Source organism: Streptomyces naganishii JCM 4654 (assembly GCF_014650575.1).
Classification (GTDB): Bacteria; Actinomycetota; Actinomycetes; order Streptomycetales; family Streptomycetaceae; genus Streptomyces; species Streptomyces naganishii.
Window position 1 is genome coordinate 124,674 of record NZ_BMVF01000014.1, and the last position, 25,215, is coordinate 149,888.

The following is a 25,215-nucleotide window of genomic DNA, read 5'->3' on the forward strand; positions in this document are numbered from 1 at the left end:
CCTCACGCCGGGCCGGCGCACCGGGCCGCGGCGCGGTGCACGGCGCTGTGGACCGCGCGGGCGAGCCGGGCGCCCCACAGGGACCTGGGCCCGGCGAAGGCGTGCACCTCCTCGCCCGCGCGCGGGGTGCGGGCGGCGACGCACACGGCGTCGGTGGGGGTGCCGGAGCAGTCGTAGCCGGCGTCCAGCAGCGCCTGCACCTTGGCCTCGGTGGCGGTGGTCACGGCGTTCACCAGGGCCGCGTCCGTCAGCGCCACGGGCAGCGCGGCGACGATGTTGATCGTGCCGGGCGCGGGCGGCCGGTCGCCGCCCTCCCCGGGCACGGCGGCCCAGCCGCGGACCCCGAGGCCGGCCGTGGCCACGGCCTCCGCGCCGCCGTCGCCGGCGTGCGCGTACCCGTCCACGTCGGCCGCGGTCATCAGCCCCACGCCGGCTCCCCGTACGCCCGCCTCGCGGGCCAGTGCGGCCAGGTGCGCGTCGGGGTCGGTGCGCCGGTAGCCGTGCGAGACCTGGGCGTTGAGGACCCAGGACCGCTCGCCGACGCCGCCGCCGAGGACGGCGCTGCTGATCATCCGCCACCCTGGTCCGGCCGGCCACAGCAGGGCGTGCAGCCGCTCGCCGTCCTCGGTGCGGGTCAGGCGCCGCACCGTCAGGACACGGGTGGCGGTGCGGGGCGGCGGGACGACGGAGGTCACCGGTGGGGCTCCTTGCGTGGCGGGCGTACCGGCCGATCGTAGAACCAGCCGTACGCCCGCCCGCCGCCCGGGACCCGCCGCCCCGTTCACCCACCGCCCGGAAAACCGCCACCCGGGACCGCCGTCCCGCTCGCCCGCCGTCCAGGTCCGCGCCCGCCGTCCGGACCGCCCCGGCCGCCGGGGCGCGCTCGTCGCCCCCGCTCAGCGGCAGTGGTCCGTCGTGCGGCGCACCGCCCGGTAGCCGAGCGCGGTCAGGGACGCGGCCACGGCGGCGGCCGCCGAGGCCCGCAGGGCGCGTTCGCGCAGGGGCGGGCGCGGCCGGGGCGTCGCGGCGCGCTCGGGGAGGTCGGCGGTGCTGCGCACGCCCTGTTCCCGGGCGAGTTTCATCAGTTCGGCCGCGTGCAGGGCCCTGCGTCCGGTGCCGGCGTGCTCGATCTGCGTCTTGCAGGAGAACCCGTCGGCGACCACCGCGCGGTCCGGGCCGGCCTCGCGGACGGCGGGCAGCAGGGCCTGTTCGCCGCAGTCCATGGAGATGCCGTACTTGCCCGACTCGAAGCCCCAGGATCCGGCGAGGCCGCAGCAGCCGCCCTTGAGGTTGTCCACTTCCAGGCCCATGTTCTCCAGCAGTCGCTGATCGGGGTCCATGCCGCCGGTGGCGCGCTGGTGGCAGTGGCCCCACAGCAGGGCCTTGCCCTCGAGCCGGGGCGGCTGGATGCCGAAGGTCTGGAAGAACTCCGCGAAGTGGTAGGCGTTGCGGGTCAGCCGCCTGGCGTCGTCGTCGTGGGGCAGCAGCTTCGGCAGTTCGTCCTTGAAGACGGCCAGGCAGCTGGGTTCCATGCCGACGATCGGGGTGCCCGAGCGGATGTGGGGGCGCAGGGTGTCCAGCACGTGGTGCAGATAGCGTTCGGCGGTGTCCAGGAAGCCGTAGTCGTACAGGGGGCGGCCGCAGCAGATGTGCCCCCCGGGCATGACGACCTGCCAGCCGGCCGCCTCGATCGCCTCGACGCAGGCGACGCCGACGCCGGTGTGGAAGTGGTTGTTGAAGGTGTCGGGGAACAGTACGACGGGCCGGCCGCCGGGGTTGGCGGTGCCGCCGCGCCGGGCGAACCACTCCTGGAGCGTCATCGGCGCGAACCGGGGCAGCGGGCGGCGGCGGTCGATGCCGGCCGCCCACTTGGCCAGGTGGGACAGGCCCGGCGTCTGGGTGGCGAGGTTGACCAGGCCGGGCATGCGTGAGGCGATGCGGGCGGCCTGGTCGATGAAGCCGAAGGCGTAGGCGTGGCGAGGGCGCCTGCGGCTGGGCGACTTGTAGTGGTGGTAGAGGAACTCCGCCTTGTAGGTGGGCATGTCGACGCTGACCGGGCAGTCGCTGGTGCAGCCCTTGCAGGCCAGGCAGAGGTCGAGGGCGTCCTTGACCTCCTCGGACTGCCAGCCGTCGGTGATGACGTCGCCCTTGAGCATCTCGTACAGCAGCCGCGCCCGGCCCCGGGTGGAGTGCTTCTCCTCCCGGGTCACCTGGTAGCTGGGGCACATGGTGTTGTCGGCGCGCGGGACACGGCACTTGCCGACGCCCACGCAGCGCACGGTGGCGTGCGCGAAGTCGCCGCCGTCCTCCTGGTAGGCGAACTTCACCGGGGGGCGGGGCGGGTTGTAGTCGGTGCCGAGCTTGAGGTTCTCGTCCATCCGGTAGGCGTCGACGACCTTGCCCGGGTTCATCTTCCACTGGGGGTCCCAGATGGCCTTGAACTCGCGCATGGCCTGGAGCAGTTCGGGCCCGTACTGCTTCACCAGGAGCTCCGCGCGCTGCTGCCCGTCGCCGTGCTCGCCGGAGATCGAGCCGCCCATCGAGGCGACCAGGTCGCCGGCGTCCTCCATGAACGCCCGATAGGTGGCGATGCCTTCGGCGGTGCGCAGGTCGAAGCTGAGCCGGCAGTGGATGCAGCCCTGGCCGAAGTGGCCGTACATGGCGCCGGTGATGCCGTGCCGTGCCATGACGTCGCGCAGCTTGCGCACGTACTCGCCGATCCGGTCGGGCGGGACGGCGGAGTCCTCCCAGCCGGGCCAGTGGTCCTGGCCGTCGGGCGGGAACGCGGTCGAGCCGAGGCCGCTCTCGCGGATGGCCCACAGGTGCTCGCTGGTGCCGCCCTCCTGCTCGCTCTTGGCCATCCGGATGCGGTCGGGGGCGTAGCCCTTCTCGCCGGTCAGCCACGCGCGGAAGCGGTCGGCCTGGGCGACGGACTCCTCGGCGCTGTCGGCTCCGAACTGGACGACGAGCCAGCCGCCGCCCTGGGGGTGCGGCAGCTCCTTGATGTCCTCGACGTTCATGTTCTTGAGCTGCTGGTCCTGGATGAGCTGGTGGTCCAGGCCCTCCAGGCCGATGGGCCGGAACTTCTCGATGATCTCCGTGCAGTGCTCGGCGGCCGCGGCCAGGTCCTCGTACTCCACGACCACGGTGGTGCGCTCGAGCAGGGCCGGGGTGAGCATGAGGACGGCCCGCAGGGCGGTGGCGCAGGTGCTCTCGGTGCCGACCAGGGCGCGGGCGACGTTGAAGCCGCGCTCGGGCAGGAGTTCGTCGAGGTTGTAGCCGGAGACCCGGCGTGGCACCTCCTCCACCGAGTGGAAGCCGGCCCGGATGGCGTCGGCGTACTTGTCGCGCAGGTCGCGCAGTGCGGCGTAGATCTCGCCCTTGCGGCCGCCCGCGGCGATGATGTCGTCGAGCCGCTCCTCCTCGTTCACGCCGACCCAGAAGCGGGCGCCGTCGTAGGTGACGACCTCCAGGGCGTGCACGTTGTCGCTGGTGCGCGGGCCGGGGCCGTACAGCTGGGACTGCACGGAGTGGATGCCGCAGGAGTTGTTGCCGATGTTGCCGCCGATGACGCACCGGGAGTGGGAGGACGGGTCCGGCCCGAACACCAGGCCGTATGGGCCGGTGTGGCGGTTGAGTTCCTCGTTGATGACGCCCGGCTCGCAGGTGACCAGGCGGCGTTCGGTGTCGATCTCCCCGATGGCGGTGAGGTACTTGGAGTGGTCGATGACCACCGCCTCGTTGACCGTCTCGCCGGACAGGCTGGTGCCGCCGCCGCGGTTGAGCACGGGCGCGCCGAAGTCGTGGCAGACGCGGTGGACGGCGACGACGTCGTCGAGGGTGCGCGGTACGACGACGCCGATCGGGACCTGCCGGAAGTTGGAGGCGTCCTGGGCGTACAGGCCGAGCGAGCCGGCGTCGAAGCGGACCTCGCCGTCGACCGCCTTGCGCAGGGCCCGCTCCAGCCTGCCCACGTCGACGGTCTGCCGGGCGCGCGGCGCACCGGGGATCTCCAGGTGCGTCTTGGCCGGTACCTCGCGCGTCGCCGTCCGGTGTGTTGCCTTCGCCATCGGTTATCAGGTCTCCTTCGCGGCGGGTCAGTCCGGTCGCGTGCCGTGGACGCGGTGGGGTTCGGCGTCGGCCCACTTGACCTCCAGGCCGAGCCCGGGCCGGGAGGTGTCCGGCCGCAGGGCGCCGCCGTCGGGCGGGAGGGTGCCGTCGAACACCAGGTGCTCCACCCGTACGTGGTCGTGGAAGTACTCCAGGTGCCGCAGCCGCCGCACCGCGCAGAAGGCGTGGGCGGAGACGGCGGGGGCGCAGTGCGCGGAGAGGTCCAGGTGCTGGGCGGCGGCGAGGCCGGCGACCTCCAGGACGCCGGTGATGCCGCCGCAGCGGGTGACGTCCGCCTGGAGGCAGTCGACCGCGAAGCCGTCGACGAGGTTGACGAAGTCGCGTGTGGTGTAGGCGTATTCACCGGCGGCGATCTCGAGGCGGGGCGGTCCGCTCTGCCGCAGCATGCGCAGGCCCTCGATGTCGGCGGAGCTGACGGGTTCCTCGAACCAGCGCACGTCCCACTCGTCGTGGAAGCGGTGCGCCCAGTACAGGGCCTGCTTGCGGCCGAGCGCGCCGTTGGCGTCGGCGAAGAGTTCCACGTCGTCGCCGACCGCCTTGCGGACCGCGGTCAGCCGGCGGGGGTCGTGCTCCGGCTCGCGCGAGGTCTTCAGTTTCACGCGGGGGATGCCCTGTTCGCTCCAGCCGGCGAGCTGGTCGGCGAGGCGGTCCAGGGGGTAGTTGGTGAAGCCTCCGCTGCCGTAGACCGGTACGCGGTCGTGGTGGGCGGGCAGCAGGTGCACCAGGGGCAGGTCCAGCAGCCGGGCCTTGAGGTCCCACAGGGCGATGTCCACGGCGGACACCGCCATGGCGCCCACGCCGGGCCGGCCCGCGTTGCGGATCTGACGGCCCATCAACTCCCAGAGCGCGGGCGGCGAGGAGGGGTCCTTGCCGGTCAGCAGCGGGGCGAGTTTGCCGGACACGAACGCGGCGGCGGAGACGTCGCCGTAGGTGTACCCGATGCCGGTGCGCCCGCCCGCGTGCACCCGGACGAGGATCATGGTGGTGGAGTCCCAGGCGAGGGTGCCGTCCTGCTCCTGGCCGTCGGGCCCGTCGGTGGGCACCTCGAAGGCGTGCACGTCGACGGCGTCGATGCGCAGAGCGGCGAGACCTCGCCCGCCGCTCGTGGCCGTGTCCGTCATCAGTGGCGTCCCGGGAGGTGCTCGGCGAACTCGGTGAGCTTCTGCCGCATGCCCTTGGCGGCGATGCCCAGGCCCTCGGGGTCGCGCACGGCGGCCTTGGCGGCCTTCTCGCCCTGCTCCTTCATGATGTGCGGCGGGATGGGCGCGATCTCGTCGTCGACCTTGAACTCCAGCACCACCGGCCGGCCGGCGGACAGCGCCTCGTCCCAGGCCGAGCCGACCTTCTTGGGCTTGTCGCAGTAGATGCCCTTCAGGCCGAGGAGTTCGGCGTACTGGGCGTAGGGCACGTCGGGGATGTACTGCGAGCCGGGGAACTTGGGGTCGCCGGCCATGGCGCGCTGCTCCCAGGTGACCTGGTTGAGGTCCTGGTTGTTGAAGACGCAGAAGATGAACGGGGCGGGGCCGGAGAGCCGGTCCATGTACCGCTTGATGGTGATCATCTCGTTCATGCCGTTCATCTGGAACGCGCCGTCACCGACGAAGGCGATCACCGGCCGGTCGGGGTGGGCGAACCGCGCGGCGATCGCGTACGGCGTGCCCGGGCCCATCGTGGCGAGCGTGCCCGACAGCGAGGCCTGCATGCCCTTGCGCAGTTTGAGGTGGCGTGCCCACCAGTTGGTGCCCGAGCCGGAGTCGGCGGTCAGGATGCAGTTGTCCGGCAGCCGGGGCGACAGCTCGCTCGCCACCGACTCGGGGTTGATGCGGCCGCCGAAGCTCTGGCTCGCCCGGTCGTCGCACAGGGCGTTCCACTCCCGTACGTCCTTCTCGATCTGCTTGCGCCACTTGCGGTCCTTCTTGCGCTCCAGCAGCGGCAGCAGGGCCTTGAGCGTCTCCTTGGAGTCGCCCACGAGGTGGGCGTCCATGGGGTAGCGGATGCCGATCATGCGGCCGTCGATGTCGATCTCGACGCCCCGGGCCTGGCCCTCGTCGGGCAGCCATTCGGAGTACGGGAAGCTGCTGCCGACCATGAACAGGGTGTCGCAGTTCTTGATCATGTTGTCGCTGGCCTTGGTGCCCAGCAGGCCGATGGGGCCGGTGACGAAGGGCAGGTCGTCCGGGAGCACCTCACGGCCGAGCAGGGCCTTGGCGACGCCGGCCCCGAGCAGCTCGGCGACCTCCACGACCTCGCTCTCCGCCTCCGCCGCGCCCTGGCCGATGAGCATGGCGACCTTGCTGCCCTCGTTGAGGATGTCCGCGGCCTTGCGCAGCTCGCCCGGGTCGGGCAGGACACGGGGCCTGCTCCAGCCGACGCTGGAGAACACCGAGCCGTGCATCTTCGGCGGCGACGGCATCGCGTCCGACTCCTGCACGTCCTCGGGGATGATGACGGTGGCGACGCCCCGCGTGGTCAGGGCTGTCTTGAAGGCCCGGTCGATGACGTGCCGGGCCTGGCCGGGGTGCATGACGACCTGGCAGTACTCCGAGACGTCCGCGAACAGCCGGTCCAGGTGGATCTCCTGCTGGTAGTGGGCGCCCAGGCTCAGCCGCTTCTGCTGGCCGATCACCGCCACGACGGGCTGGTGGTCGAGCTTGGCGTCGTAGAGCCCGTTGAGCAGGTGGACCGCGCCGGGACCTGAGGTCGCGGTGCAGCAGCCCACCTCGCCGGTGAACTTGGCGTGCGCGCAGGCCATGAACGCGGCCATCTCCTCGTGCCGGACCTGGATGAACTCCGGGTCCCCCTTAGCCCGGTCGAAGGCGCCGAGCAGGCCGTTGATCCCGTCCCCTGGATATCCGTAGACGCGTCCCACGCCCCACTCGCTCAGGCGTTGCAGTACGAAATCGGCCACCAAGGTCATGACGCTCTCCTTCGAGGACACCTCTGCCGTCACCTGTGGGTGACCCATGAGGGGGCGGGTAAACGACCGACCCGCTTCCGTCACCCTCACCCCGCCGCGACGCCTCCGCACGCGGACCGCACCCGGTCCGGTGCCCAGGCGGCCGCGGGCGCGACACGCCGCACGGTCGTCCAGGAGGGGGAAGCCGCACGGCAGGCGGCGCAACCCCCGCATGACACGGAGGCGGAGCGGGGACCGGTCGCATGCCCTGTGCGCACGGCACGGCCGTCGTGGAGCCGGGGCGCAGCCGTCCACCGATCGGGAAGCCTCCCTTGCAGACCTCGTCCAGCGACCCCGGCCGCCGCGCCCGCCGCGACCCGCCGGCCTGCCTCGCGTGCACGGGCGCCAGGGGGTACCGGTCACGCGCGTGGACAGGGCGGCCCCCGTCCCGCGTCCCGGCTCCAGCCGCCACGGCCCGGAAGGCGCCCCGCCGGCCGCGGGCGGCCGCGCTCGCCTCCCGGCCCCTCACCGCCGCCCGCGCCCCACGCGACGCGCACAGCTCCCGGGGTACGGCCCCCGGCCGGACGGCGGTGGTCGCGCGCGGCCGTGCACGGGGGCCCGTGTGCGCGGCGGGGCCGTGAGGCGGCCGCCGGCGTCGTCGCGGCGGGCCGGTGGCCGCGCGGGGCGCCGGACCGGCAGCCCGGCGCACGTTCTCGGCGCCGGCCGCCGGTTGCTCCCCCGCGTCCCGCCGCGCACTTCGAGGTGATCCATGCGTGTACTGCTCGTCCATCCCAGCCCGCTGATGTATTCGGAGATCTTCCTCAGGCTGGAGCCGCTCGGTCTGGAGCGGGTGGCCGCCGCGACCCGCGAGGCGGGGCACGAGGTCCGGGTCGTCGACCTCCAGGTGCTCCGGCGCAAGGACCTGCGCGCGGCCGTCCACTCCTTCCGCCCCGAGGTCGTCGGCTTCTCGCTGAACTACCTGGCCAACATCCCCGAGGCGATCGACCTCTCGCGCGCGATCAAGCGGGCCCTGCCGGACTGCTTCGTCTTCTTCGGCGGGCACAGCGTCTCCTTCGTCGCCGGTGACGTGCTGCGCCAGGCCGAGGGCTGCGTCGACGCGGTCGTACGGGGCGAGGGCGAGCCGGCCATGGCCCCGCTGCTCGAGGCGGTGCGCGACGGCGGCCTGAAGGAGGTGCCGGGGATCGTCACCACCGACGGGTGGGGTCCCGCGCCGAAGATGCTGCACAGCATCGACAGCCCGATGCCCGCGCGGGACCTCATGCGCCATCGCCGCCGCTACTTCATCGGCGAGCTCGACCCGTGCGCCTCCATCGAGTTCACCCGCGGCTGCCCCTGGGACTGCTCCTTCTGCTCCGCGTGGACCTTCTACGGCCGCAGCTACCGCAAGGCGAGCCCGCGGGCCGCCGCCGAGGAGCTCGCCTCCATCCGGGAGCCCAACGTCTTCATCGTCGACGACGTGGCCTTCATCCGACCCGAGCACGGCGACGCCATCGCCGCCGAACTGGAGCAGCGGCGCATCCGCAAGCAGTACTACCTGGAGACCCGCGCGGACGTGCTGCTGCGCAACACCGAGGTGTTCGAGCGCTGGACGCGGCTGGGCCTGCGGTACATGTTCCTGGGCATGGAGGCCCTCGACGCCGAGGGCCTGGACCTGTTCCGCAAGCGGGTCAACCCCGACGACAACTTCCGCGCGCTGGAGACCGCGCGGCGCCTCGGCATCAACGTGGCCATCAACCTGATCGTGGACCCGGCCTGGGACGAGGAACGCTTCCGCCTGGTGCGGGAGTTCGCGCTGTCCGTGCCGGAGATCGTCCACCTGACCGTGATGACGCCGTACCCCGGCACCGAGATCTGGCACACCGAGTCCCGGCGGCTGACCACGCGCGACTACCGGCTGTTCGACATCCAGCACGCCGTCGTGCCCACCACCCTGCCGCTCGACCGCTTCTACGCCGAGCTGGTGCGCACCCAGTCCGTCATCAACCGCAAGCACCTGGGACTGCGCACCGCGTTCGGCGCCGCCCGCATCCTCGGCGACCGGCTCGCCCACGGCCAGACCAACTTCGCCCGCATGCTCTGGAAGTTCAACCGCGTCTACAACCCGAACCGCCAGCTGGCCGACCACCGCAGGCCCGTGCGCTACGAACTCCCGCTGCCCCCGGGCGCCCCCGTCGGCAACCGCCGGGAGCTCTACATCCACACCAAGCAGTCCCCCCGTACCGGTCCGTCCCCGCGCCCGCTCGGCGGCCCCGCCGCGGACCAGGCGCAGTGAACTCCCGAGGGCGCTCATGTCACAGACACATCCCCGGCTCGACCAGCCGCGGGCGACCACGCATCCGCCGCGCGGCCGCACCGGGGAGCGGATCCGGGACTACCTGACCACCACCGACCACAAGAAGATCGGCCACCTCTACCTGGCCACCGCGTTCGGCTTCTTCCTGGTGGCCGGGCTGATGGCGATGACGATGCGGGCCGAACTGGCCCGCCCGGGGCTCCAGATCGTCACCAAGGACGCCTACAACCAGCTGTTCACCATCCACGGCACGATCATGATGCTGCTGTTCGCCACGCCGACCTTCGCCGGGTTCGCGAACGCCGTCATGCCGCTGCAGATCGGCGCGCCCGACGTCGCCTTCCCCCGCCTGAACGCCCTCACCTACTGGCTGTTCCTGTTCGGCGGGCTGACCGTGCTGTCCGGCTTCGCGACCCAGTCGGGGGCGGCGCCGTTCGGCTGGTTCGCCTACGCGCCGCTCAACGACCAGGTGCACACGCCCGGCCACGGGGGCGACCTGTGGACCATGGGGCTGGTGGTGGCGGGCCTGAGCACGACGCTGGGCTCGGTCAACTTCATCGCGACCATCATCAGTCTGCGCGCACCGGGCATGACCATGTTCCGGATGCCGATCTTCACCTGGAACATCCTGTTCACCTCGATCCTGGCACTGCTGGCCTTCCCGGTGCTGACCGCGGCGCTGCTGGCGCTGGAGGCGGACCGGAAGTTCGGCGCGCACGTCTACGACTCCGCCAACGGCGGCGCCCTGCTGTGGCAGCACCTGTTCTGGTTCTTCGGCCATCCGGAGGTCTACATCGTGGCGCTGCCGTTCTTCGGCGTGGTCACGGAGATCATCCCGGTCTTCAGCCGCAAGCCGGTCTTCGGCTACGCCGGCATGGTGGGCGCGACGATCGCCATCACCATGCTGTCGGCCACCGTGTGGGCCCACCACATGTTCGCCACCGGCGGGGTGCTGCTGCCGTTCTTCTCGCTGATGTCCTTCCTGATCGCGGTGCCGACCGGGGTGAAGTTCTTCAACTGGATCGGCACGATGTGGCGGGGCAGCCTGTCCTTCGAGACGCCGATGCTGTGGTCGGCCGGATTCCTGGTGACGTTCCTGCTGGGCGGGCTCAGCGGTGTCCTGGTCGCCTCCCCGGCGCTGGACTTCCACCTGACGGACAGCTACTTCGTCGTCGCGCACCTGCACTACGTGCTGTTCGGCACGATCGTGTTCGCCATGTTCGGCGGGTTCTACTTCTGGTGGCCGAAGATGACGGGCAAGCTGCTCGACGAACGGCTGGGCAAGATCCACTTCTGGACGCTGTTCGTGGGCTTCCAGACCACCTTCCTCGTCCAGCACTGGCTCGGCGAGCAGGGGATGCCCCGCCGCTACGCCGACTACCTGGCGGCCGACGGCTTCACCGCGCTCAACACGGTCTCCTCCATCGGCGCCTTCCTGCTCGGCCTGTCCACGCTGCCCTTCCTCTACAACGTGTGGAGGACCGGCCGCCACGGGCCGAAGGTGGAGGTGGACGACCCCTGGGGCTTCGGCAGGTCCCTGGAGTGGGCGACCTCCTGTCCCCCGCCCCGGCACAACTTCACCGAACTGCCGCGCGTGCGGTCCGACTCCCCCGCCTTCGACCTGCACCATCCCCAGGTGATGCAGGAGGAGCCGCCGGGCGCCCACGGAACCGTGGAGCCGACCCCCGACACCCTAGGGACGCAGAGCGAATGAAGTCCGAGGCGTATCTCTTCGGCGGAGTGGCCGTCTTCTTCCTCCTCACGGACGCGGCCTACATCTACTACGCCCGCGAGCCCGCGGGCATCGCCGCGCTGACCGTCTCCTGCTTCATGGCGTCGGTGATCTCCTTCTTCTGCACGATCAACTACCGCCGCAAGGGGCTGCGCCCCGAGGACCGCCCCACCGCGGAGATCCACGAGCGGGCCGGCCGGATCGACTTCTTCCCTCCCGAGAGCGGCTACCCGGCCGTCACCGCGGGCGGTGTCACCGTCATCGCCGTCGGCCTCGTCTACGGCGCCTGGCTGTTCGCGATCGGCTTCGGGATCTTCGCGATCGGGCTGGTGGGCATGGTGTTCGAGTTCGCGGGACGCGACAGCGACTGACGCCGCCACCCGGTCTCGAAAATGCCGGAACAAATCCGAATAAAAAGTGCATAAGTCACCCGCATGGGGGAACCTTGCACAAGGCAAAGGAAACCTCTGTGGAGAGGAGACGACAGCAATGTCGTATCCACATCGCTCCAGTGACGTGGGGACCCATCCGGAGATGATGGGCACGCATCCGGAAATGGCCGAGATGCGTGAGCGGCTCGAACGCACCGCGTCGACCGGACCGGCGATGGCGATCGAAGGGCTGATCGTCCTGGCCGGCCTCTACACCGCCATCTCGCCCTGGGTCGTGCACTTCGCGATCCTGCCCGCGATCACGGTCAACAACCTGCTCGTCGGCATCACCATCGGCCTGATCGGACTCGGTCTGGCACTGGCCCCGGAACGCATGTTCCGCCTGTCCTGGACCCTGGTGCCGCTCGGTATCTGGCTGTTCATCTCGCCGTGGGTGGTCACGCTCACGCACAGCGCGCGAGCGGGCATCATCTGGAACAACTGCTGGACAGGCGCGCTGGTCACCGTCCTCGGACTGGCCGCGATGGGCCTGACCATCGGCCGCGCACACCGGGGCCGCCGGTGACGCACAGGAGCGTGCCGCGCCCGTGGGGGCGGGCACGACACGCTTGCCGGATCCCAGCGGGCCCGGCTCCGGCCGGGCCCCCGCCCTGCCCGCTCAAGACCTGCCCGTTCAGGACGTGCCCGCTCAAGACGTGCCCGCTCAGGACGTGCCCGCCCGGGCCGCGCTCCCGGCGGGTTCCGGACGGCGGTCACGACTGTGAGCCCGAACGGCACTCACTCCTGAAGGACATTCACTCCTGTGAGCCCGAACCGACTCCGCCCGCCACCGGGTCGGCCGTGCGGCCGGTGATCTGGAGCTGCTCCTCCGTGGTCGCGGGAGCGTCGACGCGCTCGCCGTAGTACCACCTGCTCAGCGAGGCCCGCAGACGGGCGCGCGCGGGCGCGCCGGGCCCCGGCCGCTCCAGCGGCCGCGGCAGGTCGCGGACCAGCAGCTTGTAGCGGCGCTCGCGGTCCAGGGGCTCGTGGCTCTCCGACATGCCGCCGGGCAGGTCCTGGTACACCTCGCCCGTCTCCTCGCCCTCCTCCATCATCTGCCGCTCGTGCATCTGCAGCGCCAGGCACACCCTCCTGGTGACCAGGAACGCCAGCACCGGCCCCACGAAGAACAGCACCCGGAAGGTCCAGGTCAGGCCGTTGACGGAGGTGTGGAACGTGGCGGCGATGACGTCGTTCCCGCCGGCCAGGAGCAGGACGGCGTACCAGACGACGGCGCCGACGCCGAGCCCTGTGCGCACCGGGCGGTCGCGCGGCCGGTCGCACAGATGGTGCTCGACCAGGTCCCCGGTCACCCACCGCTCGAAGAACGGGTAGGCGTACAGCACGAGGAACAGCAGCGCCGGCAGCACCACCGCGGGAAGCAGCACGTTCCACATGAAGGTGTGCCCGGCGACGTTCCACTCCACCCCGGGCATCAGCCGCAGGGCGCCCTCCAGGAAACCGACGTACCAGTCCGGCTGTGCGTCGGTGGAGACCTGGTCGGGGACGTAGGGGCCGAAGTCCCAGATGGGGTTGATCTGGGCGACGGCCCCCATCGCGGCGAGGACGCCGAACACCGTGAGCGACAGACCGGTCGACTTGCCGACGAACGAGGGGAACATCGGCTGGCCCACCACGTTGCGATTGGTCTTGCCCGGCTCGGACCACTGCGTGTGCTTCAGGTACACCACCATGAACAGGTGCACCGCGATCAGCGCGATCAGCAGGCCGGGCACGAACAGCACGTGCACGATGTAGAGCCGCCGGATGATCGCCGTGCCCGGGAACGGGCCGTCCCACACGAAGAAGGCCAGGTACGTCCCGACCACGGGGATCGACTGAAGGATGGTGTTGGCGGTGCGCAGCCCGGTGCCGGACAGCAGGTCGTCGGGCAGGGAGTAGCCGCAGAAGCCCTCCAGCAGCGACAGCAGGAACAGCGTCACCCCGATGAGCCAGTTCACCTCCCGCGGCCTGCGAAACGCGCCCGTGAAGAAGATCCTGAGCATGTGCACACCGATCGCGGCCACGAAGACCAGCGCCGCCCAGTGGTGCATCTGGCGCATCAGCAGACCGCCGCGCACGTCGAAGCTGAGGTGGAGCGCCGTCTCGTAGGCCTTGGAGACCAGCAGGCCGCGCAGCGGGGCGTAGGAGCCGGTGTACGGCGCCTCGGCCAGGCTCGGGTCGAAGAACAGCGTGAGGAAGGTGCCCGTGAGCACCAGCACGGCGAAGCTGTAGAGGGCGATCTCGCCGAGCAGGAAGGACCAGTGGTCCGGGAACGCCTTGCGCAGCAGCTGGCCTGCGAGCTCGGACAGGGGTGCGCGCCGGTCCGCGCCGACGTACGCCTGGAACGCCGCCTGCCGGACCCTCGCCTCGGCTCTCGCCTTGCGCCGCCGCATCAGCACGCCCGCACCACGCTCCTTCGTGTCGTCTCCGGCGTACGTCCCGCCCCGACGGCGCGGCGGGGCCGGGGTTGCCCGCCTGCCGGGTGTTTCAATCTTGGGTGGGAGGGCCTCACGCGTGGCGCAGGCGTGCCCGAGGGCACCCCCATTGCCGCAGTGACGGCCCCACGGTCCGCACGGCTCGCCGACGTCCCGGGCGGCCGCATGATCCGTCCGCCCGTCCGGGCGGCGCCTCACCAGGGAGCACGAGTGGACAGTCAGAGCGGCATCGTCCAGGAGCTGACGGCGGACCACGCCCGGGTGCGGGGGCTCTTCGACCGCATCCGGTCCTCGGCGCCGGGCAGCACCCAGCGCGCGGACCTCGTGGAGCAGGCCGGCATCGAGCTGGTGCGGCACTCGGTGGCGGAGAAGGAGTACCTGTATCCGGCCGTGCGCCGGCATCTGCCGGACGGCGACGGCTGGGCCGACCGGGAGCTGGCGCAGCACCAGGAGGTCGAGGAGCTGATCGCCGCGCTGGAGGACGCCGAGCCGCACGGCGAGGAGTACGGGCGGCTGCTGCTGGCGCTGGTCACCCGGGTGACCGAACACCTCGTCGAGGAGGAGCAGTTGCTGTTCCCCCGGCTCCAGGCGCTGTGCCCGGCGGACGAGCTGCGCGAACTCGGCGGGAAGGTGCGGGCCGCCGAGGTGTCCGCGCCCACCCGGCCACGCCCGCTCGCCCCGGACTCGGCCGCGCTGGTCAAGGTCGGCGCCCAGGTGTGGGGGCCGCTGGACCGGCTCCGGGACTTCGCGGGGCGGCGCGGGCGGCGGTGAGGGCGCCGTCGCCGGGGGCCTCTTCCCGGGCAGCGTCCGCCAGGTGCGTTCCGGGCCAGGGCGGGAACCCGGTGCCCGTGGCCGCGGCGGGAGCCGCGCGGCGCGTCCCCCGTGCCCCGGCCGCGCGGAGGCCGGGCCCCGTCCGCGTCCCCTCAGGAGGCAGAACCGTGGAACACATCGGTCAGCGTGTGTGGGCGATCCCCGAGGGATGCATCCCCGGGGCCGGCACCGGCCCGGAGTCGATGGCGAGCCACGAGACGGCGTGCCTGCTGAACACCGGTGACCAGGACGCCCACGTGGAGATCCCGCTCTTCTTCCCGGACCGGGAACCGGCCGGCCCCTACCGGGTCACCGTCCCCGCGCGCCGCACCCTGCACCAGCGGTTCAACGAGCTGGAGGGGGACGGCTCCGTGCCGGTCGGTTCCGACTACGCCTCGGTGCTGGTCAGCCACGTGGCGATCGTCGTGCAGCACACCCGTCTGGACAGCCGGCAGCCGGCGAAACGCGCTGCTGTCGACCGTCGCCTACGCCGCCCGCTGACACCGGCGGCACCGGGGAGGCCAGGGTGCTGGACCGCGCAGAGCCCCCGGCGTTCGGCCACCCGGGTCCCACCGTGGGGCCCGAGTCCGTGTCCCTGGTGTGTCAGGTGTCCCCGGAAGCCGCCCGAGCACGGACCCTGGTGGCCGTGCGCACCTACCCACCGACCACCCGCCCACGGACCCGGGACGCGGCGGGATGAGCGGCACCGGCCCGCAGTGGAGGTCCCGCCTGGCGCACGCCGTACGGCCGGTGCGGGAGCCGCTGCTGCGCACCTGGCACTGGCTGGGCGCGTACGCGCTGATCCGGCGCGGCCGCGACCTGGAGCTGATGCACAGGTCGATGGGGTTCGCCACGCTGTCCCTGGTCACCCTGGCTCCCCTGCTGATCGTGGTGGCCGCGGCCGACCCGCTGGGCAGGGGCGGCTTCGCGGCGTGGCTGGTGGACGGCATGGGTCTGTCCGGGCGGTCCGCGCGGGTCCTCACGGACATCATCACCCCGCCAGTGAAGGTCATCGGCACCACCAGCGTCTGGGGCGGGATCCTGCTGGCCGTGTTCGGCGTGTCCTTCGCGGGCAGCGTCCAGAACGGCTACGAGCGGATCTGGGGCCTGCCGCCCGGCCCCTGGCACCGGGTGTGGCGGCAGGCCACCTGGCTGGCCGTGATGACCGCGTACCTCTACCAGGAGGTGCAGAACCGGTACCAGTTCCAGGGCATCGAGCGCATCGTGGTGTCCGCGGCCAGCGGGGCGCTGTTCTTCTGGTGGGGGCAGCACTTCCTGCTGGGCGGCCAGATCCACTGGCGCAGCCTGCTGCCGGGCGCGCTCGCCACCATGGTGGGCCTGGGGGGCCTGCGGGTCTTCTCGTACCTGGCCTTCACCCCGCTCATCGTCGACAACGCGGTCAGTTACGGCACGGTCGGCATCGTGCTCGTCGTGGAGTCGTGGCTCACCGGGGTGGGCTTCGTCGTCTACGGCGGCGCCATGTTCGGCCGCTGGTTCTGCGAGCACCACTGGTGGCCCCGTGCGCGGTCGTAAGGCCCCGGTTTCGGACACTGCGCGCCGGCGCACTGGAAGGCGTGGAGTACGTGGCGGAGCCGCACGGCTCCGGGAAGGCGAGGCAGGTCCATGGCCCGTTCACTGCCGAGAGGCGTCCGGCCGTACCGCCGGTGGGCGCCGGCCGTGCCGGTGCTCGCCGTCGTGGGCGCGCTGCTCACGGCGTGCAGCGGTCCGCCCCCGGCCCGCGCGCCGGAGGTGCTCCCCCGCGTCGAGGCCCCGTACGACCGGGCCGTGCGCAAGGCCCTCGACGAGGTGCCCGGCAGCCGGCTGGTGTCGGTCGGCCTGACCGGCGTCTCGGCGCCGAGGCCGGTGTGGAAGACCGACGTGGCCACCGCGGACGGCACCGTGCACGAGGTCAGGCTCGACGCGGTGCGCGCGCAGCTGATCAACACCAGTGTCCCGGCCGGTCAGTCGGCCGCCGGGAAGGCCCGCACGGCCGCGCTGGTCGGCTCCGCGCCGCTGCTGCCCGAGGAGGCGGTGAAGAAGGTGAAGGCGCCCGACTTCGGCAAGGTCAACGACGTACGGCTGGAGAAGGGGCCGGACGGCAGGACGGTGTGGTCCGTGACCGTCACGACCATCGAGCGGGGGCACACGCGCACCTACGAGATCGACGCGGCCGGCGGCAAGGTGGTCGAGAGCAGCACGGCCGCGCCGAGCGCATCGGCGGCTTCGGCCGCCTCGGGTCCTTCGGGTGTCCCGGGTGTCCCGGGTACTTCGGGTGTCCCGGGGGCTGCCGTCCGGGTGGCCGTGTGACGGCGAGGCGGGCGGTTGCCCGGTGTGCCGGGGCGTGTTTCGCGGCGCGGTGGCCCGGACACCCCGTCACGGCCCAGTCCGTCCGGACCCGGGCCGGCCGCGGCCGCGCGGCCACCCGGAGTTCGCCGTCGCAGCCGAGGTGCCCGTGAGCGCCCTCACCGTCGTACTCGCGCTGCTCGCGGCGCTCTCCAACGCCTCGGCCTCCGTGCTCCAGCGGCGGGCCGCCACGGACGAGTCCGGGGGCGGCTCGGGAGCGCGCCAGGCCCTGCGCTGGCTCGCGCGGGTGCTGCGGCGCCCGCACTGGCTGGCCGGGGCCGGGCTGCTCGGCCTGTCGACCGGGCTCCAGGCGGCGGCGCTCGCCGTGGGCAGCCTGTCCCTCGTGCAGCCACTGATGGCCAGCGAGTTGCTGTTCACGCTCGCCGTCGGCAGCGTCGTGTTCCACAGCCGTCCCGACCGGCGCACTTGGCTGGCGTTCGCCGCCCTCGCCTTCGGCCTGGCCCTCTTCCTGGGCGCGGCGGCGCCCTCCGCCGGCAACGAGACCGCCACGCCGGGGCTGTGGCTCCCGGTGGGAGGGACGCTGGCGGGCGTGGTGGTCGTCGTCGTCATCGTGGCCCGCACGGCGCGCGGGGCGCCGCGGGCGGCACTGCTGGGACTCGCGTCCGCGGTGTCCTTCGCCGCCACGGCCGCGCTGATGAAGGAGGTCATGGGACGGCTGGGCCAGGGACTGGGCGCCGTAGCGACGCAATGGCCCCTCTACGTCACCCTGGCGGTCGGCGTGGTGAGCTTCCTGCTGCTGCAGAGCGCCTTCAGGGCCGGCAGCCTGACCGCCTCGCAGCCCGCGCTCACCCTCGGTGACGCGGTGACCAGCGTGGTCCTCGGGTGGGTGCTGTTCCAGGAGGAGATCGGCCTCGGCGTACGGGTGCTGCCGGAGGTGCTCGGCGTCGCGCTGATCGGGGCGGGCAGCATCGGCCTCGCGAGCGCGCCGACCGTCAGCGGGGCGTGGGACACCGCCCCCGACGAGCGCGACGGGCCCGGCCCCGACGAGAGGGAGCCGGCCCCGCAGCGGCCGTGACCCGGGAGGCCTTCCGGGACGGCCGCGGTGCGGCTCAGCCGCCGTCGCCGTCGAGGAGTTCCGCGACCGCCGCGTCCAGTTCGTCGGGGGTCGTTCCGCCCACCACCCGCACAATGCCGTGTTCGTCGACGAGCACGTTGGTCGGCACCCCGCGGATGCCCAGCAGGGCGGCGTACTCGCCGGTGCCGTCGAGGAGCACGGTGGCGCCGATGTCCCACACGGCGACGAAGTTGGCGGCCTCGTCCCGCGGGTCGGTGTTCTCCCACACGTTGATCATGATCACGTCCAGCCCGGACCGGGCCGTACGGCGGCGCAGTTCCTCCAGGACCGGCGCCTCCGCGTTGCAGGGGCCTCACCAGCTGGCGAAGAAGTTGATCACGTACTTCTTCTCCGCCCACTCGCGGGAGGTGCGGATCCTGCCGTCGCTGAGGTCGGGCAGCGCGAAGCCGGGCAGCCTGCGGCCCACCAGGGGGTGGCTCGTGGGCGGCGGCGGCCCGGGCAGCCAGGGGCGGTGCACGAAGGTGACGGTGCCGCTGCCCGCGTTGGACACCAGCAGGGTGTCCGAGACGGGGTCCAGGGCGCAGTCGCCGGGCGCGTTGCCCACCATGATGCGGTGGGTCTCGCGGCCGGTCGCGGTGTCCAGGACGCTGACGGTGCCGGCGCCCCGGTTGCACACGTAGAGCAGCCCGCGCACGTCGTCCACGCACATGCCGACCGGCGCCCGCTCCACCGGCAGTTCCCCGAGCAGGGCGCCGGTGTCCAGGCGGATGCGGCTGACCGTGCCGTGCAGCGAGCTGGCCACGTACAGGTCTCCGCGCGCGGGGTCCACGACCGCCTTGCAGGGGCCCTCGCGTACGGCCGTGCGCCCGAGGGGCCGCAGCGAGGCGGCGTCGAAGGAGGTCACCGAGCCGGTCATGAAGTTGGCGCACCAGCCGCGGTCGCGCCGGGTGTCCACGGCGATGCTGCCCGCGCCGAGCTCGGCGGGCACCGTGCCGACCACCTCCAGCCGGTCGGCGTCCACGGCGGTGATCGTGCCGTCGGCGGTGTTGCCGGAGAACACCCGGCGCAGCCCCGGATGGTGGCCGAGCCCCGCGGGATAGCAGCCGACCGGGATCTGGGCGAGCCGGGTGCCGGTGGCGGAGTCGAGCACGGTCACCGTGTCGGAGCGGGCGTCGGCCGAGAAGAGGCGGCCGGTCGGCCGGTCCAGGACCAGGGGGATCGGTTCGCGTCCCACGTCCGCCCGCCACACCGGGCGGGCCGTGTCCAGGTCCAGCGCCACCACGGCGTCGCTGCGGGAGCAGGCCACGAAGGCCCGCCGCCGCGGCGCGTCGACGACGACGGCCTCGGGTCCCTTGCCCACGGGGCAGTGGGCCCGCACACGGTGGGCGAGGCCGGCCGAGCAGGCCGGCCCCTGCGCCGCGGGATCACGGTGGTCCATGCCATAGGAGGTGCGCGGTTGGCGGTGGTCCTAAACGGCAGGTTCGCTCCACATGCCGCCTTTCGCCTCAATGGCACATCTTCGTTCAGGCCTGGCGCAGGACGACGAGCACCACCAGCAGCACGGTGGCGCCGGCGCTCGTGCCGTGGGCGACCACGGCGGTCAGCGGGAAGTGCCGCTCGGCGGTACCCCCCGCCTGGGAGTGCCGTCCCGAGCTGGGCAGCCAGCGCAGCAGCATCATGAACCCGAACGCGGCGACCACCAGCACGACCGCGCACGCCGCCCAGGCCGAGCTCCTGAGTCCGCCCAGGAGGTACGCCGTCCAGGACAGCAGTCCGGCCACCGCGAGGGCGACATGCCCGAGCACCAGCCACAGCGGTAGCCGCGTGACACCGGGTGTGTGCTGCCGCAGCCCGCCGTGGCGGATCCACACGGTGCCGAGGTAGCCGCCCAGCGCCGCCGTCAGCAGCCACGCGCACAGAACGAAGACACGCATGGGCCCCGCTCCCCCCTCCGTCGGTGTCCGTCACGTCCGGTCCGTCAGGGCGTTCGGGTCCCAGAACACCGCATGGGCCGGCAAGCGGCTGGACATCCATTCCCGGATTCACCCATAGGCGTGAACCCTGGGCGAAGTCCGGGCGCTGTGGCCCATTCCCCACCCCGGGGCACGCGGGCCGGGCACGGGATGATTTCCTGCACCCGATCCCTGACCGACCCGGCCCGGCCCGATCCGACTCGGCACGCCCCGAATCGGTATGCCCCGGGCCGGCCCGCCCGACGACGGAGGACCCGGTGGAACTGCGCTGGCTGGAGTCGTACGTCACGGTGGCGGAGGAACTGCACTTCGCGCGGGCGGCGGACCGTCTGCACCTCGCGCCCTCCGCGCTCAGCGCCCAGATCAGGGCGCTGGAGTCGCATCTGGGCGTACGCCTGATCGACCGCGGACGGCGCACCCGCCCGGCGCTGACGAACGCCGGGCGGCTGTTCCTGGAGGAGGCCCGGCTCACCCTGGCGCAGGCCGCCCGCGCCCAGGCCGTGGGCCGGCGGGCGGGCCGCGGGGAGCTGGGGCACGCCGAGATCGCGTACGTGGCCTCGGCGGCCTTCTCGGGCGTGCTGACCGACGTGCTCAGCCGGTGCACCGCCGATCCGGACAGCGGCCTCACGGTCCAGGTGCGCGAGCTGGAGACCCCGGCCCAGCTGGAGGCGCTGGCCTGCGGGGACATCGACGTGGGCTTCCTGCGCTCACGGCCGCGCTACCCGGCGGGCGTCACGGCCACCACGTTGCTCACGGAGGACGTGGTGCTGGCGGTGCCGGACCGCTCGCCGCTGGCGGCCCTGGAGGCGGTGCCCGCGGCCGAGCTGCGGCACGAGCGGTTCGCCGCGCCGCACTTCGACGAGGAGTACGGCTGCCGCGAGCACATCGAGGAGGTGGCCGCGCGGGGCGGCTTCAGCCCGCGGTGCGCTCCGCCCGTGCGGGACTTCATCGCGGCGCTCACGCTGGTGGGCGGGGGTCTCGCGGTGGCCCTGGTGCCGAAGTCGCTGCGGCGCGCGGGGATACCGGGAGTGACCTTCCGTACGCTCGCCGACGTACGGCCCACCACCCGGCTGGTGGGCGCCTACCGGCGGGACGAGACCTCCCCGGCCGTGCGCGGGGTGATCCGCCGCCTGCGCCGGGCGGCGGAACCGGCCGGCTCCGGCTGAACCGGCCGGTCGCGTCCGAAGGCGCCGTGCGGCCGGGGGCCTTCACCTCGGCGGCGGGGCCGGCGTCAGCCGAAGGCGCGGTGGCCGGTCAGGGCCTGCCCTATCACCAGCGTGTGCACCTCGTCGGTGCCCTCGTAGGTGCGCACGGACTCCAGGTTGGCCATGTGCCGCATCACCGGGAAGTCGCTGGTGACGCCGTCGCCGCCGAGCACGGTCCGTACGGTCCTGGCGATCTCCAGCGACTCGCGCACGTTGTTGAGCTTGCCCACGCTATCTGCGCGGGCGTGAGACCGCCGGCGTCCTTCAGGCGCCCGATGTGCAGGGCCAGCAGCAGGCCCTTCTGGTACTCCACCGCCATGTCCGCGATCTTCTGCTGGGTGAGCTGGAAGGCGGCCAGCGGCCTGCCGAAGACACGCCGCGTTGTGGAGCGTTCGACGGCTGCGCGCAGGCACTCGCGGGCGGGCCCGAGAACGCCCCAGACGATGCCGTACCGCGCCTCGTTCAGGCAGCTGAGGGGCCCGCGCACTCCGGTGACCAGGGGCAGGACGGCGTCGGCGGGCACGCGGCAGTCGTCGAGGAGGACATCGCACTGGACGGAGGCGCGCAGGGACAGCTTGTTGGTGATGTCGCGGGCCGTGAAGCCGGGCGTGCCGGTGGGGACCAGGAAGCCGCGTACGCCCTCCTCGGTGGCGGCCCACACCACGGCCACGTCGGCCACGCTGCCCAGCCCGATCCAGCGCTTGGCGCCGTTGATGACCCAGTCGCCGCCGTCGCGCCGCGCGAAGGTCCGCATGGCCGCCGGGTCGCTGCCGCCGTCGGGTTCGGTCAGGGCGAAGCAGCCCACCGTCCGCCCGGCCGCCATGCCGGGCAGCCACCGCTCCTTCTGCTCCCGCGAGCCCCACTTGGCGATCGCCGACATGGCCAGCGATCCCTGGACGGAGACGAACGTGCGCCAGGCGGTGTCCCCCGCCTCCAGTTCCATGCAGGCCAGGCCGTAGCTCACCGCGCCGGCGCCGGCACAGCCGTACCCCTCGATGTGCATGCCGAGGACGCCCAACTCACCCAGTTCCCGGACCAGTTCGCGGCGGAAGTGCCGGTCCTCGAAGTCGGCGTCGGCGACGGGGGTGATGTGCTGTGCGGTGAACTCCCGTACGCGGTCGCGCCAGTTCAGTTCCTCGGCGGTGAACAGGTGCCCGGCGTCCAGGTCTAGGGCGGGAGCCTTCGTGGGAGCGGAGGCGGAGGGTGGTGCGGACATGGGGTCCCTTTCTGTGCGTACGGCCGGAACCGCGTTGTTGTTCAGGGGGCTTGGCTGCCCTGGGCGCCGGGGTCCGGGCGGCCGAGGATCTCCTCCGTGTGCTCGCCGAGGGCGGGCGGCGGCAGCCGGTAGGTCGGGGGTGACGCGCTCAGCGCGATGGGGTTCGCGACCTGGCGCGAGGACTCGGCCCCGGCTCCGGGGACGGTGACGATGCCCGGGAGCCCGAGCCGGTGCGCGAAGGCGAAAGCCTCGTCGAGCGTGTTGACCGGTCCCGCCGGCACACCGGCCGCGAGCAGTACGGCACTCCAGTGGTCGGCGCCCGCGGTGCGCAGCCGCTCGCCGAGCAGCCCCGCCAGCTCCGCGCGGTGGGCGACCCGGCCCGGGTTGGTGCAAAAGCGGTCGTCGGCGGCGAGGTGCGGCACTCCGAGCGCCTCGGCGAGGGCCGCGAACTGCGTGTCGTTGCCCACCGCGAGGGCGAGCGGCCGGTCGGCGGTGGGGAAGGTCTCGTACGGGGCGATGCTCGGGTGGGCGTTGCCCATCCGTCCGGGCACGACGCCCGCGACCGCGTATCCGGAGGCCTGGTTGACCATGGCCGAGAGCAGCGAGCCGAGCAGGCTCACCTCGACGCGCTGCCCCTCGCCGGTGGCGTCCCGGTGGCGCAGGGCCGCCATGATGCCCAGCGCGGCGTGCAGGCCGGTGATCACGTCGACGAGGGCCACCCCGGTCTTGGTCGGCTCACCGCCCGGCTCCCCGGTCACGCTCATCAGCCCGCCGACGGCCTGTACCAGCAGGTCGTACCCGGGCAGCGCGGCTCCGCCGCCGGTGCCGAAACCGCTGATCGAGCAGTAGACGAGACGCGGGTGGCGGCCCCGCAGTTCGGCGTGGCCCAGGCCGAGGCGTTCCATGGTGCCGGGCCGGAAGTTCTCCACCAGCACGTCGGACCCGGCGATCAGGGCCCGCGCCCGCTCCCGGCCCGCCTCGGTCGCGAGGTCGACGGCCACCGAGCGCTTGTTGCGGTTGACCCCCAGGAAGTAGGTGGAGGTTCCCCGCTCGTCGGCCGGTGGCCGCCACTGCCGGGTCTCGTCGCCGGTCCCGGGCCGCTCGACCTTGATCACTTCGGCGCCGAGGTCGGCGAGCAGCATGGTGGCGTACGGGCCCGCCAGGACGCGGGAGAAGTCCGCGATCCGCAGGCCGCTCAGCGCGCCGCCGCCGGCCGGCCCGGCGCCGGTGCGTTCCTCCGGTCCGCCGCCGTCACTGCCCACGTCCGCCTCCCGGTGCTCACGCCGGCTGCCGGGACCGCCCCGGAGCGTGATCAGCGTGGCCCGGCGCGAGGAGGCCGGTCAACGACGTACCGGCGCACGTTTGTGCGCGGAAAACGTTCCGCCTCTCAGGACTCGCCGGGCTCCGGGCGGTCCGGCTCGGTGGCCTCCGGGCGGTCGGGCTCGGTGGCCTGCGGCCCGGGCGGCTCCGTGCCCTGCGGGCGGTCCGGCTCCGTGCCGTCCGGGGTGAAGCGGACGCAGCACTCGCCGGGACTGGGGGCGAGGACCGCCTGGATGCCGGTGACGCGGAGGCCTTCGAGGACCCCGGCCAGGTAGGCGCGGTTCATGCCGCAGACCAGTCCGGGGGCCCTGGCGGCCAGCGGGTGGAAGGGGCAGTTGCGCAGCCGGAGCCGGGTGGGTGACTCCCGTACGGGTTCGTAGCCCTGCTCGTCGAGCACGCGCTCGCACACGGTCAGCCCGCGTTCGGGGCCCAGGCGCCCCGGACGCGACCGGGCCCGCTCCGCCTCGCCCGTCTCGCGGCCGTGCCGCCCCGCGACACGCACCGCCGCCTGCGCGGCGTTCTCGTCGGCCTCTTCGGTGAGGACCGCGTCCAGGAGCAGACCGGCCAGGAGTTCGTGGCGCCGGTCGGGGATGGAGAGGGTGATCTGGGCGTCGGTGGGCTCGTAGACCTTCGGGCGGCGCCCGACCCTGCGGGTGCCGCCGGGGGCCTCGTAGTGGCTGCGCAGCAGGCCGGCGTCGACGAGCTTGTCGAGGTGGAAGGCGGCGAGCTTGCGCGAGATGCCGACGCTGGCGGCCACCTCGTCCCGGGTGACGGGCCGGCCGGCCCGGCGGACGTAGGCGAACATCCGCCGCCGGGACTCCTCGCCCAGCACGCTGACCGAGTCGATCACGGCGTCGCCGACGGGCGGGGACTGGTTCATGTCAGGGGCCACTCCTCCACGATAACGCGCATACAAGTGGGTTATCTCAGCGCAGGTGTCGCGGGTACCGGCATGCATCAGGCGACTTGACCCGCGAGCAGAATAAAGCCAGGCCTTGTTGGTGAAAACGTCGATGCCGGGTGGGTGCTCCCGCCGACCGCCCCGGCGCGGCCGCCCCGGGCCACCAGCCCGCGAGAACCCCCAGCCCCGGTGTTGCCCGCGCCCGCGCTGGGGGTCGTGGGCCCGCCGCGCCGAGGGCGGCCGGGCGCGCGGCACTGGGGACGGGCGGGCGAACAGCGCGTCTTCAGGTGGTCAAGGGCTGGTCATGGAATGGGAGAGCCGTCCGGCGGCAACGTATTCTGTGAGCGTTTGAGCGCACAGACAGTCGCGGTACGGCGGTGTTCGCCGGCAGCGGCCGGAACCGGGAGGAGGCGGGAATGGACAGTAGTCCGGGCCACAGTCGCCCCTCCTCCAAGTTGTCCGCGCCGTC

The 25,215-nt window shown here is 72.8% G+C and carries 18 protein-coding genes and 3 pseudogenes; 10 read left to right on the top strand and 11 right to left on the bottom strand.

What is annotated here, in order from left to right; all coding sequences use genetic code 11:
- Positions 1 to 2: 2 nt before the first annotated feature.
- From IE217_RS24360 to IE217_RS24375, 4 genes are all read right to left on the bottom strand, one after another.
- On the bottom strand, positions 3 to 695 hold the full coding sequence (locus IE217_RS24360; protein ID WP_190180061.1) for an adenosylcobinamide amidohydrolase: 693 nt from the start codon (positions 693 to 695) through the stop codon (positions 3 to 5).
- A 201-nt stretch (positions 696 to 896) separates the two neighbouring features.
- A complete protein-coding gene (locus IE217_RS24365) occupies positions 897 to 4,070 on the bottom strand; it encodes an FAD-binding and (Fe-S)-binding domain-containing protein (RefSeq protein ID WP_190180062.1) in 3,174 nt (1,057 codons plus the stop codon).
- A gap of 27 nt (positions 4,071 to 4,097) precedes the next feature.
- Complete coding sequence (locus tag IE217_RS24370; RefSeq protein ID WP_190180063.1) at positions 4,098 to 5,252, bottom strand: enolase C-terminal domain-like protein; 1,155 nt, start codon at positions 5,250 to 5,252, stop codon at positions 4,098 to 4,100.
- On the bottom strand, positions 5,252 to 7,048 hold the full coding sequence (locus IE217_RS24375) for a thiamine pyrophosphate-requiring protein (RefSeq protein WP_190180064.1): 1,797 nt from the start codon (positions 7,046 to 7,048) through the stop codon (positions 5,252 to 5,254). Before IE217_RS24375 ends, IE217_RS24370 begins: the two co-directional genes overlap by 1 nt.
- Positions 7,049 to 7,796: 748 nt before the next feature.
- On the opposite strand from IE217_RS24375, the gene hpnR reads away from it, so the two are divergent.
- From hpnR to IE217_RS24395, 4 genes are all read left to right on the top strand, one after another.
- A complete protein-coding gene (gene hpnR, locus IE217_RS24380) occupies positions 7,797 to 9,320 on the top strand; it encodes a hopanoid C-3 methylase HpnR (protein ID WP_190180065.1) in 1,524 nt (507 codons plus the stop codon).
- A 16-nt stretch (positions 9,321 to 9,336) separates the two neighbouring features.
- Positions 9,337 to 11,055 (top strand): aa3-type cytochrome oxidase subunit I, encoded by a 1,719-nt coding sequence (gene ctaD / locus IE217_RS24385; RefSeq protein WP_190180066.1) that lies wholly within the window; start codon positions 9,337 to 9,339, stop codon positions 11,053 to 11,055.
- On the top strand, positions 11,052 to 11,444 hold the full coding sequence (gene ctaF, locus IE217_RS24390; RefSeq protein ID WP_190180067.1) for an aa3-type cytochrome oxidase subunit IV: 393 nt from the start codon (positions 11,052 to 11,054) through the stop codon (positions 11,442 to 11,444). The genes ctaD and ctaF overlap by 4 nt, the downstream gene beginning before the upstream one ends.
- Positions 11,445 to 11,562: 118 nt before the next feature.
- Positions 11,563 to 12,030 (top strand): SPW repeat protein, encoded by a 468-nt coding sequence (locus IE217_RS24395; protein ID WP_190180068.1) that lies wholly within the window; start codon positions 11,563 to 11,565, stop codon positions 12,028 to 12,030.
- A gap of 229 nt (positions 12,031 to 12,259) precedes the next feature.
- On the opposite strand, the gene qcrB is transcribed toward IE217_RS24395, so the two are convergent.
- Complete coding sequence (gene qcrB / locus IE217_RS24400; protein WP_190180069.1) at positions 12,260 to 13,906, bottom strand: cytochrome bc1 complex cytochrome b subunit; 1,647 nt, start codon at positions 13,904 to 13,906, stop codon at positions 12,260 to 12,262.
- 246 nt (positions 13,907 to 14,152) lie between these two features.
- On the opposite strand from qcrB, the gene IE217_RS24405 reads away from it, so the two are divergent.
- The 5 genes and pseudogenes from IE217_RS24405 (at position 14,153) to IE217_RS24425 (ending at position 18,131) form a co-directional block, all read left to right on the top strand.
- Positions 14,153 to 14,713, top strand: a complete 561-nt coding sequence (locus tag IE217_RS24405; protein WP_229865572.1) for a hemerythrin domain-containing protein — start codon at positions 14,153 to 14,155, stop codon at positions 14,711 to 14,713.
- A 188-nt stretch (positions 14,714 to 14,901) separates the two neighbouring features.
- A pseudogene (locus IE217_RS35455) lies at positions 14,902 to 15,204 on the top strand (sensory rhodopsin transducer); the annotation flags it as partial.
- A 244-nt stretch (positions 15,205 to 15,448) separates the two neighbouring features.
- Positions 15,449 to 16,285, top strand: a complete 837-nt coding sequence (locus IE217_RS24415) for a YhjD/YihY/BrkB family envelope integrity protein (RefSeq protein WP_229865574.1) — start codon at positions 15,449 to 15,451, stop codon at positions 16,283 to 16,285.
- A gap of 90 nt (positions 16,286 to 16,375) precedes the next feature.
- Entirely contained in the window at positions 16,376 to 17,059 is a 684-nt protein-coding gene (locus IE217_RS24420; RefSeq protein ID WP_190180071.1) for a PepSY domain-containing protein, read from the top strand.
- Positions 17,060 to 17,204: 145 nt separating this feature from the next.
- Positions 17,205 to 18,131, top strand: coding sequence for a DMT family transporter (locus IE217_RS24425; protein ID WP_190180072.1), 927 nt, complete (start codon positions 17,205 to 17,207; stop codon positions 18,129 to 18,131).
- Positions 18,132 to 18,165: 34 nt separating this feature from the next.
- Here IE217_RS24425 and IE217_RS24430 read toward each other — a convergent pair.
- The 3 genes and pseudogenes from IE217_RS24430 to IE217_RS24440 form a co-directional block, all read right to left on the bottom strand.
- Positions 18,166 to 18,471 (bottom strand): annotated as a pseudogene (locus IE217_RS24430) (TlpA family protein disulfide reductase); the annotation flags it as partial.
- Between the two features lie 12 nt (positions 18,472 to 18,483).
- The gene (locus tag IE217_RS24435; protein ID WP_190180073.1) at positions 18,484 to 19,569 is read right to left on the bottom strand and encodes a PQQ-binding-like beta-propeller repeat protein; all 1,086 of its coding nucleotides are present in this window, start codon (positions 19,567 to 19,569) and stop codon (positions 18,484 to 18,486) included.
- An 85-nt stretch (positions 19,570 to 19,654) separates the two neighbouring features.
- Positions 19,655 to 20,065 carry a hypothetical protein gene (locus tag IE217_RS24440; protein WP_190180074.1) on the bottom strand — a complete coding sequence of 137 codons (411 nt, stop codon included), beginning with the start codon at positions 20,063 to 20,065 and terminating at the stop codon, positions 19,655 to 19,657.
- A 296-nt stretch (positions 20,066 to 20,361) separates the two neighbouring features.
- Between IE217_RS24440 and IE217_RS24445 the strand changes: the two genes are divergently transcribed.
- Complete coding sequence (locus tag IE217_RS24445; RefSeq protein WP_190180075.1) at positions 20,362 to 21,270, top strand: LysR substrate-binding domain-containing protein; 909 nt, start codon at positions 20,362 to 20,364, stop codon at positions 21,268 to 21,270.
- A 65-nt stretch (positions 21,271 to 21,335) separates the two neighbouring features.
- On the opposite strand, the pseudogene IE217_RS24450 reads toward IE217_RS24445, so the two are convergent.
- The 3 genes and pseudogenes from IE217_RS24450 to IE217_RS24460 all read right to left on the bottom strand — a co-directional run bounded on the left by IE217_RS24450 (position 21,336) and on the right by IE217_RS24460 (position 24,725).
- Positions 21,336 to 22,525, bottom strand: a pseudogene (locus tag IE217_RS24450) (acyl-CoA dehydrogenase family protein).
- 41 nt (positions 22,526 to 22,566) lie between these two features.
- Positions 22,567 to 23,787 (bottom strand): CaiB/BaiF CoA transferase family protein, encoded by a 1,221-nt coding sequence (locus IE217_RS24455; RefSeq protein WP_190180076.1) that lies wholly within the window; start codon positions 23,785 to 23,787, stop codon positions 22,567 to 22,569.
- 125 nt (positions 23,788 to 23,912) lie between these two features.
- A complete protein-coding gene (locus tag IE217_RS24460) occupies positions 23,913 to 24,725 on the bottom strand; it encodes a helix-turn-helix transcriptional regulator (RefSeq protein ID WP_190180077.1) in 813 nt (270 codons plus the stop codon).
- Between the last annotated feature and the right edge of the window lie 490 nt (positions 24,726 to 25,215).

Excerpts from the sequence above, each read along its gene's own strand:
- IE217_RS24435 (WP_190180073.1), bottom strand. The coding sequence starts at position 19,569 with ATGGACCACCGTGATCCCGCGGCGCAGGGGCCGGCCTGCTCGGCCGGC.
- IE217_RS24440 (WP_190180074.1), bottom strand. The coding sequence starts at position 20,065 with ATGCGTGTCTTCGTTCTGTGCGCGTGGCTGCTGACGGCGGCGCTGGGC.
- ctaD (WP_190180066.1), top strand. The coding sequence starts at position 9,337 with ATGTCACAGACACATCCCCGGCTCGACCAGCCGCGGGCGACCACGCAT.
- IE217_RS24365 (WP_190180062.1), bottom strand. The coding sequence starts at position 4,070 with ATGGCGAAGGCAACACACCGGACGGCGACGCGCGAGGTACCGGCCAAG.
- IE217_RS24375 (WP_190180064.1), bottom strand. The coding sequence starts at position 7,048 with ATGACCTTGGTGGCCGATTTCGTACTGCAACGCCTGAGCGAGTGGGGC.
- IE217_RS24460 (WP_190180077.1), bottom strand. The coding sequence starts at position 24,725 with ATGAACCAGTCCCCGCCCGTCGGCGACGCCGTGATCGACTCGGTCAGC.
- IE217_RS24420 (WP_190180071.1), top strand. The coding sequence starts at position 16,376 with ATGGCCCGTTCACTGCCGAGAGGCGTCCGGCCGTACCGCCGGTGGGCG.
- IE217_RS24370 (WP_190180063.1), bottom strand. The coding sequence starts at position 5,252 with ATGACGGACACGGCCACGAGCGGCGGGCGAGGTCTCGCCGCTCTGCGC.
- hpnR (WP_190180065.1), top strand. The coding sequence starts at position 7,797 with ATGCGTGTACTGCTCGTCCATCCCAGCCCGCTGATGTATTCGGAGATC.
- IE217_RS24395 (WP_190180068.1), top strand. The coding sequence starts at position 11,563 with ATGTCGTATCCACATCGCTCCAGTGACGTGGGGACCCATCCGGAGATG.
- IE217_RS24415 (WP_229865574.1), top strand. The coding sequence starts at position 15,449 with ATGAGCGGCACCGGCCCGCAGTGGAGGTCCCGCCTGGCGCACGCCGTA.
- ctaF (WP_190180067.1), top strand. The coding sequence starts at position 11,052 with ATGAAGTCCGAGGCGTATCTCTTCGGCGGAGTGGCCGTCTTCTTCCTC.